This is a genomic window from Actinosynnema sp. ALI-1.44, assembly GCF_001984155.1.
Lineage (GTDB): Bacteria > Actinomycetota > Actinomycetes > Mycobacteriales > Pseudonocardiaceae > Kibdelosporangium.
The window spans coordinates 38,125-51,384 of the sequence record NZ_MTQO01000023.1 but is presented as its reverse complement, the minus strand read 5'-3'; the positions used below and the strand labels follow the sequence as shown (position 1 = coordinate 51,384).

11 protein-coding genes are annotated in these 13,260 nt (G+C 66.4%); 6 read left to right on the top strand and 5 right to left on the bottom strand.

Annotation, left to right across the window (positions count from 1 at the left end):
* Positions 1 to 97 precede the first annotated feature (97 nt).
* Entirely contained in the window at positions 98 to 292 is a 195-nt protein-coding gene (locus ALI144C_RS02035) for a hypothetical protein (RefSeq protein ID WP_143230332.1), read from the top strand.
* 157 nt (positions 293 to 449) lie between these two features.
* Here the strand turns inward: ALI144C_RS02035 and ppk2 are convergent, their stop codons facing one another.
* Together ppk2 and ALI144C_RS02020 are read right to left on the bottom strand one after the other, a co-directional pair.
* Positions 450 to 1,436 (bottom strand): polyphosphate kinase 2, encoded by a 987-nt coding sequence (gene ppk2 / locus ALI144C_RS02030; protein ID WP_076985282.1) that lies wholly within the window; start codon positions 1,434 to 1,436, stop codon positions 450 to 452.
* Positions 1,437 to 2,806: 1,370 nt separating this feature from the next.
* A complete protein-coding gene (locus ALI144C_RS02020; protein ID WP_168211143.1) occupies positions 2,807 to 3,505 on the bottom strand; it encodes a GntR family transcriptional regulator in 699 nt (232 codons plus the stop codon).
* A gap of 135 nt (positions 3,506 to 3,640) precedes the next feature.
* On the opposite strand from ALI144C_RS02020, the gene ALI144C_RS02015 reads away from it, so the two are divergent.
* A complete protein-coding gene (locus ALI144C_RS02015) occupies positions 3,641 to 4,753 on the top strand; it encodes an FAD-dependent monooxygenase (protein ID WP_076985257.1) in 1,113 nt (370 codons plus the stop codon).
* Between the two features lie 274 nt (positions 4,754 to 5,027).
* On the opposite strand, the gene ALI144C_RS02010 is transcribed toward ALI144C_RS02015, so the two are convergent.
* The gene (locus tag ALI144C_RS02010; RefSeq protein WP_076985256.1) at positions 5,028 to 5,426 is read right to left on the bottom strand and encodes a winged helix-turn-helix transcriptional regulator; all 399 of its coding nucleotides are present in this window, start codon (positions 5,424 to 5,426) and stop codon (positions 5,028 to 5,030) included.
* Positions 5,427 to 5,544: 118 nt separating this feature from the next.
* On the opposite strand from ALI144C_RS02010, the gene ALI144C_RS02005 reads away from it, so the two are divergent.
* The 4 genes from ALI144C_RS02005 (at position 5,545) to ALI144C_RS58835 (ending at position 10,219) form a co-directional block, all read left to right on the top strand.
* Positions 5,545 to 6,453 (top strand): NADP-dependent oxidoreductase, encoded by a 909-nt coding sequence (locus ALI144C_RS02005; protein WP_202818826.1) that lies wholly within the window; start codon positions 5,545 to 5,547, stop codon positions 6,451 to 6,453.
* Positions 6,454 to 7,319: 866 nt separating this feature from the next.
* Positions 7,320 to 7,901, top strand: a complete 582-nt coding sequence (locus ALI144C_RS02000; RefSeq protein WP_076985255.1) for a hypothetical protein — start codon at positions 7,320 to 7,322, stop codon at positions 7,899 to 7,901.
* Positions 7,902 to 8,251: 350 nt separating this feature from the next.
* Positions 8,252 to 8,746, top strand: a complete 495-nt coding sequence (locus tag ALI144C_RS58840) for an RICIN domain-containing protein (RefSeq protein WP_083752628.1) — start codon at positions 8,252 to 8,254, stop codon at positions 8,744 to 8,746.
* A 441-nt stretch (positions 8,747 to 9,187) separates the two neighbouring features.
* The gene (locus ALI144C_RS58835; protein ID WP_441297522.1) at positions 9,188 to 10,219 is read left to right on the top strand and encodes an SDR family NAD(P)-dependent oxidoreductase; all 1,032 of its coding nucleotides are present in this window, start codon (positions 9,188 to 9,190) and stop codon (positions 10,217 to 10,219) included.
* A 494-nt stretch (positions 10,220 to 10,713) separates the two neighbouring features.
* On the opposite strand, the gene ALI144C_RS01975 is transcribed toward ALI144C_RS58835, so the two are convergent.
* Both ALI144C_RS01975 and ALI144C_RS01970 read right to left on the bottom strand, forming a co-directional pair.
* A complete protein-coding gene (locus ALI144C_RS01975; protein WP_076985251.1) occupies positions 10,714 to 11,364 on the bottom strand; it encodes a response regulator transcription factor in 651 nt (216 codons plus the stop codon).
* Positions 11,355 to 13,256, bottom strand: a complete 1,902-nt coding sequence (locus ALI144C_RS01970) for a sensor histidine kinase (RefSeq protein ID WP_076985250.1) — start codon at positions 13,254 to 13,256, stop codon at positions 11,355 to 11,357. Before ALI144C_RS01970 ends, ALI144C_RS01975 begins: the two co-directional genes overlap by 10 nt.
* Positions 13,257 to 13,260 lie beyond the last annotated feature (4 nt).

Below are 13,260 nucleotides of genomic sequence, written 5' to 3'. Positions count from 1 at the left end.
ACAAGCCATCGACTCCACCAACCCGAGTCCGCTCACCCCCGCCGACAAGGTCCGAGCCATCGGTGCGGCGGTCGGTCGGGACATCGGCTTCGTGGAATTGACCGACGAGCAGGCACGCCAGTTGTGGCGTGCGGAGGGGTGGCCGGAGGAGGGCATCGATTTCATGCTCACCATGTGGGCCACGGTTCCTCCAATGGTGGGCATCGTGACCCCGGTGGTCAAAGAAGTCACTGGCCGGTCGCCACGAACCTTCGCCGAGCGGGCCACCCAACACGCCCGACAGTTCGCCTGAAAGCCCGACCGGGGCGTGAGTGCCCACGCGACCAAGCCGCCACCAACGCATACGCAACGCAGGTTCAAGGAAAGGCGCTGCTGTGCAACACCATGACCAACACCTGAGCACACAAAACCCTGATTGACAGGCAATGGTCCAGCGAGGTTCCAGTGCGTCAGCCGTCTTGGGGATGCAACCCGGGTCCGTGATCAGGATCCGCCACGGGCGCGATCGGCGTCGGGCTGAGAGACGCTTCGTCCTCGCCTTCTTCCAGCAGGGTGGCCGCTGCGCCGACCACCTGGGGGTCCGGTTCACCGACCGCGTCACGATCTTTGCCCTCGTAGTCGACGCGGGCCAGCACGCTGCGCATCGCCTCTACCCGGGCGCGCTTCTTGTCGTTGCTCTTCACGACCGTCCATGGCGCGGACTCGGTGTCCGTTTCGCGGAACATCGCCACTTTCGCCTGGGTGTACGCATCCCAAAGATCGAGTGACTCGATGTCGTTGGCGCTGAGTTTCCACTGGCGCACCGGATCTACCTGGCGGATGAGAAACCTCGTCCGCTGTTCCGACCGGGACACCGAGAACCACAGCTTGACCAGGAGCACACCGTCGTCGACCAACATCCGCTCAAACGTCGGCGCTTGCCGCATGAAACGCTGGTACTGCTGCTCGGTGCAGTACTCCATCACCCGCTCCACCCCAGCGCGGTTGTACCAGGACCGGTCGAACAAGACGATCTCACCCGCGGTCGGCAAGTAGTTGACGTAGCGCTGGAAGTACCACTCCCCCCGTTCCCGCTCCGTCGGCTTGCCTAACGCGACAACCCGGGCGCCGCGAGGGTTGAGGTGCTCGGTGAACCGCTTGATCGTGCCGCCCTTGCCCGCCGCGTCCCTGCCCTCGAACAGGATCACCATCCGCCCACCGGTGTCCTTGATCCAGTACTGCAGCTTCAACAGTTCGATCTGCAACAGACGCTTCGTCCGGTCGTACTCCTCCCGCGACATCCTCGTCGTGTACGGGTAGTTCTCTCGCCACGTGTCGACCACAGAGCCGTCCGCGCGCCGCAGCACGGGATCGTCCCCTTCGGGGTAGTCGACAACCAATCCCGCCCCGACCAGTTCGGGGAACCTGCTGACGAGTTCAGGCGACTGATCAAGCACCAACACCGCATACCCGGCATCGTCGCACCACAAACCGCGCACCGAACAACGAGCCGAGTCGGATCGCCGCACCCAACGGATCACTGGCTCGGCTCAACGCCTGCGATCTGCTGTCGCCAGAACACTTGTCGCCTGTGTTCGGCGTGGACTCCAATGCACCTCCGTCTGGCGAGGGCGGGTCCTGCGGAGCAACGTGGAGCTGCTTTCACCGGTGATGGCCAAAGACAACTTTCCATTGATCACTCGATGTGTCATCGACGTTTCACCGACGCGTGTTTGTTGTGCCCTGCTTCTCGCGGAGGAACGAACGCCTTTAACGGCATGTTCCACCTCGGCGAACCGTCGATGAGTTTCCGGCCAGGAGCCACTGCCGTCCCGGGCGGCCGTCGGCGATGTGTCGAGCCGGGCACCGTTCACTTCGAGACCGGCCGGTCGCCTGCCAGACTCGGATCATGGGAAAGAAGCCGTGGTGGCGGTTGACGGAGTAGTACAAGCGAGCCTGGTTGAGTTGACCTGTGCTTGGAAGCGGCCCCGTCGGCTTCTGGTTGAACCGACGAGGCCTTGGTGCGATCAGGCGTCCTGGACCCGTCTGATCGCACCTACGTGGAGGCATTTCCACCGAAGATCATGTGAAACATCGTCCCTCCTTCCGGCGGGCCGTCCGGTCGCGCACCAGTCAGCCTGATCGACATCCGCACCCGCACGGCCTCAACCGAACCGTCGCGACATCGTCCGCCGACTATCCTTTTAGGACACAGCTCGGGAATCTCAACAGGCACTCGGTGCCTAAGGCACTCACGTGCATAGCGGTTCCCCTGCGGCTACGCGCGTGCCGTCGATAACGATGGCGCCGGTCGCGCAGAGCCGGTCTGAGGGTTCGTTGCGCACGATCAGGGTCGTGAAGGCGCCTTTCACGTCCGGCTCGATAGCGTTCTGACGGGTGCTCCCGTTGGGGTCGGACCGGCGGTAGAGAGAGACCTCGATGTGGTTGCCAGCGCGCGCTCGTCTGAGCGGGTGATCCGTGCCCAGAAGGCGCGGCATTTGGCCGAGAACACGATCTCCAGAAGAAACTGAGGATTCTTGTTCGTGCTCGTCGCGATCTCCGCATCAACATGCACGCGGCGAAGCGCAGCGCCGCGGGCACCGTGTCACGAGCCAGATCAGCTGAGAAGTCCGCCAGGGCAGCCCTCGACCAAGCTCGTGAGGCACAAGTGGCTTCCAGCCGTGCGCGTGACGCCTCGGAAGTGCGGGCGCTGGAATGTGACCGCAGACGGCAGTCGGCGCTTACCGGCGATATCCGGCACCACTGCGGCGAGAACCTGTGGCGGTTGGCATGCCGGTAGGAGTCAGGCAGTGACGATCCGGAGGGTTCAGTCCGGAGCCGGCAGGTGGGTGATGATGAGCTCGCGTGCCGTTTCGATGTGCGCGATGGTCAGTTCCCGGGCCTTCGCCCCGTCGCGCCTTTCGATGGCCGTGGTGATGTACTCGTGCTCGTTGGCGTGCTGTGTGAGCGATCTCGGGTCGCCCCGCAGTGCCCGCCAGGAGACCTTGCGCGGCAGCTTGCGGTACAACGCGTCGGCGGCCTCGTGCAGCTGTTTGTTGCCCGCCGCGTCGAAGACCATCCGGTGGAAGGTGCTGTACGACTGCTGCCACGACGCGCCGACAGCCTCGGGGTCCGCGCCGTCCCGGATCAGCTGCACGGCCCGGCGGAAGCCGGCTACCTGCTCCCAGAGCCGCTGGAGCTGCGCCTCGGTAATCCTGCTCGCCGCGAGGCAGGCAGCGTGTCCCTCCAGTAGCGCGCGTACCTCGAACAGCTCCATGATCTCCTGGAGCGACGGGTAGCGAACCCGGAACCCACGGTTGGGCACACGTTCCAGGATCCCCATCGCCTCGAGCCTGCTCAGCGCCAGGCTCGCCGGTGTCCGGCTCACGGCGTAGTCCTTCGCCACCTTCGCCTGGCGCATCCAGGTACCGAGCGGGAACTCGCCATTCGCGATCCGATCGGCCAGGGACATCGTCAGGTCCTCGACGATCTGCACGCTCCGCCGTGCGCGATCGGTGTCCGGCACTATCGCCCTCCCATTTGCCGCCACTCGAGTATCAGCCGCGACTGGACTCCCCCACGGCGTCGCCAAGTCGACCACACGACCATATTTCATGCAACATATACTTAATTGCATGCAATCCTGAGAGGAGTTGTTCCTATGGCCATCCTGATCAGCGGAGCCAGCGTCGCGGGCCTGACCGCGGCGCAGCGGTTCAGCGCACGGGGCGCCGAGGTCACCGTGGTGGAACGGGCGCCGGAGCTGCGCCGCAGCGGAGCACCGATCGACGTGCGGGGCACGGCCCTCGACGTGGCGGCCGGCATGGGCATCCGGGACACGCTCGCCGCGCACGAGACCGGCGCCGCCCAGAGGAGCGCATTCACGCACATCGTGGACGAGAACGGCGAGAAGGTCGGCGCACTGCCCACCGAGCTCCCCCAGGACAGCCCGGACGACCTGGAGATCTTCCGCAGCGACCTCATCGACATCCTGCACGGGTCGATCGGCCCGGACGTGACCTTCGTGTACGGAGACTCCATCCAGGAGGTGACCGACACCGGCGACGCGGTAGAGGTCGGATTCACCAGCGGACGCGCCGGCCGCTACGAACTACTGGTGGGAGCGGACGGGATCCACTCCAACACCCGGCGGCTCGTCTTCGGGCCGGAGGAGCGCTACCGACGGCACCTCGGGGTGTACTACGGCATTCTCTCCCTCCCGGCCGAACTCGGCGCCGACGGGGAGGCCTACTTCTACGGCGTGCCCGGCCGGTCGGTCCTGATCAGCGACTACGCGGACCGGACGATGGGTGGCTTCACCTTCCTGTCTCCGGAAATCGCGTACGACTACCACGACGTCGACCAACAACGGCAGCTCGTGCTCGACACCTACTCCTCCGTGCGGGGCTGGAAAACCGCCGAGGTCCTGGACGTGCTCAAGCGGTCCGAGGACTTCTACCTCGACTCGGCCAGCCAGGTGCACATGGACCGGTGGTCGCGGGGGAGGGTGGTGCTGCTCGGCGACGCGGCATTCGCGCCGTCGTTCTTCTCCGGCCAGGGGACGCCGCTGGCCATGATCGGCGCCGACATCCTGGCCGATGAGTGGGCCACCTGCGACGGAGACCTCGGCCAGGCGTTCGGCCGCTACGAGCAAGCGATGCGACCGCAGGTGCACCGCGCCCAGGAAGGCGTTCCCGAGGCGCGGGACCGGATCATCCCGGCAACCTGGGAAGCGATCGAAGCCCGCAACCACCGGTGGCCCCCGGTACGGTGATTCCGGTCAGGCACCGACCAGCGGTTCAAAGTCGGGCGATGCCCCCACACCCCACCATGCCAAACCGCGCGGCCGACCGCCGTCCGTATCCGGTGCCGGTCACGATGGCATCCAACGCACTGCCATGCCGAGTTCAGTGCGTTCCGGGTGGTCCCTTTGTCTGTCTCTGTGGCCAGCTCTATCGCCAGCCCGTAGATGGCCTGGATCGTGGACGCACCTGGGATGGTTTCGCTCGCCCGGTGACCGGGCGCGGGAGGCCGGCGCCCACCGGTCGTCATGTTCGTGTGTCGAACTGGGCGCGAGCCTCGAAGACACGATCCATATGTGTCTCTGCCCAGGCCTTGATCGCGACCATCAGGGGGAACAGATCGTGGCCGAGCGGGGTGAGTGCGTAGTCGACGCGAGCCGGCACCGACGCGGTCACCGTGTGGGTGAGTAGACCATCGCGTTCCAGCGTGCGCAGCGTCTGAGTGAGCATCTTCTGGCTGAGGCCGGCGATGCGGCGGGCGAGTTCGCTATGGCGCCGCGGACCGTCGGCGAGCGCCGCGATCACCAGCGCCGCCCACTTGTCGGTGAGCGTGCTCAGTAACTCCCGAGTCGGGCAGCTCGCCAGAAACGCGTCATAGTCGCGTTTGGCCTGCTCTCGTCGTTGTGCAGCGGTCGTCGTTGCCACGTTTACCACCTTTGCCAGTGCCTTGGGCACTTCAAGGTACCTACTTTCTCGCAGTGCCCACAGGTACCTACGGTCATCGACACCACGACATTGAGTGAAAGGCACGCAGATGCGCGCAGTGAGCTACACAGAGTTCGGAGGACCGGAGGTCCTGCACGTGGCGGCGGACCTGCCGGTACCCGAGCCGGGGCCGGGACAGGTGCGAGTGCGGGTCGCCGCCTCCGTCGTCCACCCCGTTGACCTCATGGTTCGTGCCGGCCGGTTCCCGGCACCGCTGCCGGCAGGGCTGCCGTACGTGCCCGGCTGGGACGTGGCAGGCAGGGTCGACGCGGTGGGTCCGTCCGTCGGAGATCTCACCCTCGATGACGATGTCATCGGCTTCTCGCCCTGGGTGCGCACCACGGTCGGAGCCCACGCGGAGTACGTGGTCCTGGAGGCCGCGTGGCTGACCGCCGCACCCACCGGGATCCCCGCCACCGAGGCCGCGACCTTGCCGACCAACGGCCTCGCCGCCGCCCAAGCCCTCGACCTGCTCGCGCTCCCGACGGGCTCATCCGTACTCGTCACCGGCGCGGCAGGGCAGGTCGGCGGCTTCACCCTTGCACTGGCCCGGGTCGCCGGCCTGCACGCCACCGGAATCGCGGGAGCCGACGACCGCGAGTTCGTCGAGTCGCAAGGCGCGGCGTTCGTGCCGCGCTCGGACGATCCACCCGCGCTGGCGCCGGGCAGCTTCGACGCGGTGGTCGACCTGGCACTGATCGGCCCATCACTGATGGAACTGGTCAGAGATGGTGGCGGGTATGTAGCCGCCTCACCCCCGCTGCGCCCGGAGCCGGTCAGAGAGATCCGGACCTTGGCACTGGACGTGCTGCCGGACGGCTCCCGGCTGAGTGACCTGGTGCAATTGGTGGAAAGCGGCGACATTCCGCTGCGCGTCGCCGCGGTGTACTCCTTCGCCGACGCGCCAGCGGCCCACGACCAACTGGCCCAAGGCGGCGTGCGGGGCGCCGTAGTGATCGTTCCCTAATCTGCCGCACTGGGCCATCGCTCCACCCGGACTCTGCTGCCACGGTAAGGGCGCGCGTCGAGCGTCTCCAGACAGCGATCGCGACGCCGGCCGGTCATCCTCATCTGCCGCGATGAGCGCGTGAGCCGTGGCCTTGAAACGCTTCGACTGCTGCTGGAGAAGGTCGCGAGGAGCACCTATGGCCAACTCCGGTGCTTGACTGGCCAACCCGGGCGCTCAGTCTCAGCCCTCCAGGTACCTGTGATCGCCTCGTGCCGCGTACCAATCCGATCGTCCAGCCCGGCCGACCGCGTACCCAGTCAGACCGCGTCAGGCAAGGTCAGAGACATGGCATGCACACCAAGTCCGCAACGATGACAGTCATCCTCCTCGCTGGCCCTCCGGCGTCCGGCCACAACACTGTCGCTGAGCTCGTCTGCGCCCAACGCGCTCGATCAGCCCCGGTCGACTGTGACGACAACCACCGAGCACGACTTCCACGACGCGGTACGCGCGGCACTTCGTCTGGTCGGCGACGGGACGCGTCGGTGCTGGTGTGCAATACAACGGCTACCGAACAACTCGCCCGCCGCCTCGCGATGCGCAACTCGGCAGCCGCGTTGACACACCGCTGCTGGCACACGTACCCAGCTTCCACCTCGGCACTCGGATCGCATCCACAATCGACTCCAACCTCCCCGCCGCCGACGGCTTTCTTGGGTTTCCCAGCTGATGCGGCGGCGACCGGCTCGATCAACTGATCCCAGCGTGGTGTCCTGACCGCGTCCGGTCCCCACGCCGATGGTGTCCCAATCGTGGCAGTACCGGGCTGGACGGCTACATAGAAATCTGGTGCGTTGGGGCTGTGGACCGGCGATGATCAAGACATGGGCATGGTCGTGTGGGTCGTGGAAGACCTCAACGAAGCCCTGAACGAGGCTACGGTGACTGGACTTCGCCTGAGGCCGGACGGAAGCGTCGCGATATTGCTTCACGTGCTTGCGCTGCCCGAGCACAGTCCAGTCGACCCGGACACCCGCAGGGCCTTGATCCTGTCCGGGGCGTCAGCGGTCCGAGTCCTGTTGCGCCGCGAGCGACCAGCCGAAAGTCCTCGGTACGGGCCCGCGATCCCACTGCGTGACTTCGATGCGGTCGAGGAGTTCTTTGCCTCGATCGCTGTGTCGGGGTCGATGTACGGCTGGGAGTTTCTCGACAGCCCCAACCTGACAAAGGACTGGCCCTCGATGATCAGTTTGGACCACCCCCAGGAGCTGACTGCGGCAGCGCACTCGCTGTACTGGTTCAACGAGTGCGGCCTTCCCGCGTCCGACGGCTACCTGTCGCACTGCATCGAAGGTGTTGTCGACTTCACGGATCTGGCAGTCGAACGCTTCGACGGCAGCCCGAGTTCACTGGCCTGGGAAGGTTTCATGATCACCGCGAACCCGCGCTGCAAAGCTGGCCGTTGAAGGCGACAAGCACTACCGCGACCGCCAGGTCAGCGGCGGAGCGACACGCGGGACCAGTCCCCGCGTACAGCTCTACCGTGGGTCCACGATGCATCGTCCAATTACAGGACGGAGAAAGATGCGTTCAGTTGCCAAGGTTTGTATCGCCTCGTTAGCCACTCGACTCGGTTTCCTTGGCTGCCACAGGGCTCACTAGATCTGCCTGGACGCCGGGGCGTTAATCAACCCAGTTCTGGCTACATGTATCAAAACTATAGCAGCCTATGCGGGGTCGAACGGCACGCAATCTCACCGGTTGATGAAACGACAGTCTACCGTCGTGACACAAATAGAAAGTCTATGAGGTAAAAATGAACTGGACAAGGCGCGTTTTCCTGCGTTTCGCAGTCGCACTAGTCGTCATAGGATCGTCTCTTTCATGGGGAGCTGGAACGGCGTTGGCCGACAGCGTTCAAACTTTCCGGAACCGTGAGACTAATCTTTGCCTTGATGACAGCAACGAGCACGGACTCCGAACATTCCACTGCAACGGGTTGAACTACCAGAAATGGAATGTTCACCGTTGGAATGATGGCACTCTCCAGCTCCGAAATATTCACACAGGCGGCTGCTTGGGCGCGTACAAGCATCCGAACGGAACCTGGGTTCCCGAAGTTGGCACCTGCAGGGCATCGCAGGCGTACAGTTGGTATTCTCGTCGAGTTTCTGGCGGAATCAGACTTTATAGTGAGGTGATTGACACTCGATGCCTGTGGGGTGACGGACACTATGTCGCCGGAGGTCGAGCGGTACATTTGAATGGCTGCATCGGTGGATACGAGCCTTACGCCACAATCTGGTTTTAATTGCAAGCAGCACGCGAACGTCTTCGCGACTGCTGCCCGAGCGACTCGCGGAGGATAGGAGGTTCACACCTCCCTGAGAAGATCGAGTACCAACTCGGCCGAACTGAGAACCACCCAAGTTGCGCCACCCCCACGATGCGACAGCTAGCCGGTCGACCGTCGCTTATCCGGGTGACCACCTCCCACCGCAGGTGGTCACCCGAATAAGCCGCTCGATTTTCCGGTACGGTGCGAATGCTGCCTAATACGGCAGCCGCAGTCTGGGATGTTTGATGCGTTGTCTCTGGTAGCGGCTGTGGCGGGCTCGGGTTTGATGTCGTCGTCGCCAGTCTGACCAAACCTCACTCGGTGCGGCCGTCGTCCTCGGCGCCCGCCGCACCGACCGGGTGGACCGGCTGGTTGCCGAGATCGAAGCCGCTGGCGGCGAGGCGGCCGCCACGCGTGGACCTCACCAGACCCGACGACCTCCAGTCGCTCGTGAACGTCGCCGTCGAGCGCTTCGGCCGTCTGGACGTCTTGGTAGGCAACGCCGGGATCAGCAGGATCAGTCCCGTTGCCGACCTGGACGTCGAGGGCTGGTCGGCGATGGTCGACGTGAATGTCAAGGGGATCCTGCACGGGATCGCCGCGGCCCTGCCCGTGTTCCGCCGTCAGGGCAGTGGTCACCTCGTCACCGTCGTCTCGACCTCCGGCCTGAAGATCGTCCTTGCCCAGGCGGTGCACGCCGGGACGAAGAACGCGGTACGCACCCCCTGGAAGGCCTGCGGCAGGAAAGCACCGACGGGTCCTGCGGACGACGTCGATCTCCCCGGGGCTACGTCCGCACCGAGCGCATCGACAACGCCGTCGACGATCCGGCCGTGCGCGAGCAGGCCAGGCAGAACATGGCCGAGCTCGGTATCGACCCCCGGCGGTGGCCGCAACGCTCATCGGCATGTGGGGAAGTTCGGTCTGCTGCTGGCGGAGCCGCTTCTTGTCCAAATCCAGACGGGCTGGTCCCGTATCGATGGTTCAGCGTGGTGCACGAAGAATGGTCTGATGTTCTCGTTGCGGTGGCGCCGCGTGCCGGCGCGTATGGCCACAGCCCGTGGGTTGATCACCGACCCATCAGGCCGATGGTTGATCGTTCGGCCGATCGGTCGCCGGCACTGGCAGCTTCCAGGCGGCCGGATCGAGCACGGCGAGTCGCCCAGCACCGCATGCCGCCGCGAGCTGCACGAGGAGCTGGGCGTCGATCTCGAGCCCGGCCCGTTGCGCGCGGTGACATGGCGACCAGCCCGGCGCCGCTCCGCCCGGTTCGGGTTCATTTTCGACATGGGTCAGCACGAGGAGCTCTCGATCCGGCTGCAGGCCACCGAACTCACCGCGTGGCGCTGGGCCGCCCCCGAGGATGCCTTGCCGCTGCTGAAACCGGACGTGGCCACGGCACTCACGACCACGCGCCTCGCAACAGCCGTCTACCTGGAGTTCTGACCCGACTGGTGACAACCGCTCATGGCAGAAGAGGATATTCGCGGCAGTAGGAGGCTGACGCGCACGCACCGCTATCGAGAACGTTCTATAACGACGCCGAACTGCACGGTGGTCCCACGACCCTGGCAACTGGCGGATCCCCGTGCTACCGCGCCGCGCCGTTCAACGCGCCGTGCTGGCGGTCGAGGTGCGATCAACCTCGCGGCATGACTAGTAGGGCTTTGTTAGGTCTTGTTGAGCTGGGGTTTGTGTTGCGCGGATGCGGTCTGGACAGGTCGTCTGCAGGTGTGACAGGCGCCTGTCCAGACCGCGAGTAAGGCTTGGAGTTTGCGCAGGACCGCGTAGAGCGTCAGGCCTGCTGGTGGGCTTGCAGACGTAGGCGCGGACGCCGCCGTAGTCCGCCGTCGACATCGCGCGTTCTTCGACCTGCTGGAGGCGTTGACACCGACTCGTGCACGAGCCACTCCATGCTTTGCTGAGCCGGTGGGACTTACTCAGGGTTCCTCGCGTAGTGCGGCCAGCACGGCGAGGACGCGGCGGTGGTCGTTGGGGGTGTCATGCAGTCCGAGTTTGGTGAAGATGTTGGCGATGTGGCTTTCCACGGTTCTCAGGTTGACCACGAGTCGTTCGGCGATGGCTGCGTTGGATCGGCCCTCGGCCATGACGGTGAGCACGTCGCGTTCCCGTTCGGTGAGCGACAGCACCGGGTTGCGCTGGGCGTGGGTGCGCATGAGGTGCCGCATCACGTGGGGGTCGAGGATGGTGCCGCCGGCGGCAATGGTGCGCAGTGCGCCGAGCAGGGTGGGTACGTCGATGACCCGGTCTTTGAGCAGGTAGCCGAACCGTTCTGCGTGCTGTGTCAGCAGTTGGGACGCGAAGTGGGTCTCGATAGCTTGAGACAGCAGGAGGACACCGAGTCCGGGGTGGCGGTCCTTGAGCTCGATCGCCGCGGCGGCGCCTTCGTGGGTGTAGGTGGGCGGCATTCGGATGTCGACCATGGCGACGTCGGGTTGGTGCTCGTCGACCGCCTCGGCGAGCGTGGTCGCGTCGCCGGTCAGCGCGCACACCGTCACCCCGGCTTCGGTGAGGAGCCGGGCCAGGCCCTCGCGCAGGAGGGCGGAATCCTCGGCGATGACTACTCGCATGGCAGCACCGCCCGCACAGTCGTGCCGGACGGCTCGCTGTTGGTCACCGCGAGCGAACCGCCGAGCGCGGCCACCCGGTCGTGGAGGCCTTGCAGGCCGCGGCCGCCTGGGTCGGCGCCGCCGGGACCGGTGTCGGAGACGGTCACGGTCAGCTGGGCGGCGGTGTGGGCGACGTCGATGCGGATGCTGCCGGCGGCGGCGTGTTTGACCGCGTTGGCGACTGCCTCGGCGATGACGAACCAGGCCGCGCCCTCCGCGGCGGGGTCGACTCGGTGGTCCGGCACGTCATAGGTGATCGGCACGGGGATGCGGTCGGCGAGGTCCGCGACCGCGGCGAGGAGGCCGCCGCCGGCGAGCGCGGCTGGTTGCAGTCCGGCGGCCAGGTCGCGTAGCTCCTGCACGGTGCGGCCAAGGTGTGTGATGGCGCGGTCGACTTCGTCGCGGAGCACCTCGCCGCCGCCGCTCAGCCGAGCCGACCGCAGCAGCAACGCGATCGCGAGCAGGCTTTGCTGGGCGCCGTCGTGCAGGTCTCGCTCGATGCGCCGCCGCTCGTCGACGTGCGCGGTGGCGAGCCGGGCCCGGGACTGGGTGACCTCCTCGACTTGGCGGGCGAGCTCAGCTCGCAGGGTGACGTTGTCGATCTCCGCGGCGGCGCTGGCGGCCACGGCCAGCACCACCCCGCGGTCCACGCGGAGCGGGTCGAACTCCACTTTCGCGCCGCGCACGTCCACCACGTGCTCGCCGGGAGCGACGGCATGGCCGGCCGCGGTCACCCAGGTGCCGGCCACGGCGGCACGGCCGGCCGGGTATAGGACGCGGGTGGTCGGGTCGCCCAACGCTGTCGCGAGCAGCGCGTCGAGGTCCGTCGGTCCGGCGGCCAGTCCTCGCCGCACGGTCTCGACCGCGTCGAACCGGGTGCGGTTGAGCCGCCGGCCGACGGCGCGGCGGATCCACACGTACGACTGCCGCGCCACCACGACCCCGGCCAGCGTGGCGATGATCGTCGGCAGCTGCGCGGTCGCGCCCAGGGGCGTCGTTTGGCTGATCACCACGACGACGAGACCGAAGGCCACGATGACCGCGCCGGCGGCAAGCGCGTAGGCCACTGAGTCGGTGACCACCCGCTCCACGTCGTACAGCCGGTACTTCAGTACCGACAACGCGGCGCCCGTCGCCAACGCCAGGAACGCGACGGTGAGCGGCCAGCCGGCGAGGTGGTTGAACCCCAGGTAGGAGAGCACGAACGCCGCGACGACAGCTGGGATCAACGCGACGATGCCCGCGACCAGCCACAGCAGCTGCCGGCGGTCTTGGTCCCGCACGCGCCGCCACGCACGTAACAACAGGAACACCGAGGCGAGCAGGCACACCCCGAGGGCCAGCACGACAGCGTAGGACGCGCTGTTGACCAGCCCGGCCAGCCTCGAGATCGCCCACGGCCGCCGAAACTCGTCGAACGGCGGCTCAAGCGGGACCGTGCGCAGCAGCATCAGCACTTGGGCGGCGACCCCGAGCACGACGGTGATCAGCGGGAGCCACCGCGGGCGAGCTGAGGCGGGCGGGGTGAGCTGCACCGCGAGCACGGCGAAGACCAGCCACCACAGCCAACTCGATTCGGCGAACGTGGCGAGCACGGCGTCGCCGCCACGCAGCGCCCGCTCCTCGGCGAAGGCGGCCCAGGCCATCGCCGTACCCAGCCCGAGGAACGCCCACCCGCCCGGTTGCCAAAACACCACACCGGTCAGCACGACGCCCACGAGCCAGCACCCGATCATCGCCACGACATACGGCACCGTGGCGGGCCCGACACGGTCGAGCGGCCTCAGCACGAGCAAGGCAGGCAGGACCGGCCAGGTCAACACCCTCGCCAACACCCGCGCGGTCTGGCTCACCCGC

Coding starts and splice junctions, on each gene's coding strand:
- ALI144C_RS02015 (WP_076985257.1), top strand. CDS start 3,641: ATGGCCATCCTGATCAGCGGAGCCAGCGTCGCGGGCCTGACCGCGGCG.
- ALI144C_RS58840 (WP_083752628.1), top strand. CDS start 8,252: ATGAACTGGACAAGGCGCGTTTTCCTGCGTTTCGCAGTCGCACTAGTC.
- ALI144C_RS01975 (WP_076985251.1), bottom strand. CDS start 11,364: ATGCGAGTAGTCATCGCCGAGGATTCCGCCCTCCTGCGCGAGGGCCTG.
- ALI144C_RS02000 (WP_076985255.1), top strand. CDS start 7,320: ATGGGCATGGTCGTGTGGGTCGTGGAAGACCTCAACGAAGCCCTGAAC.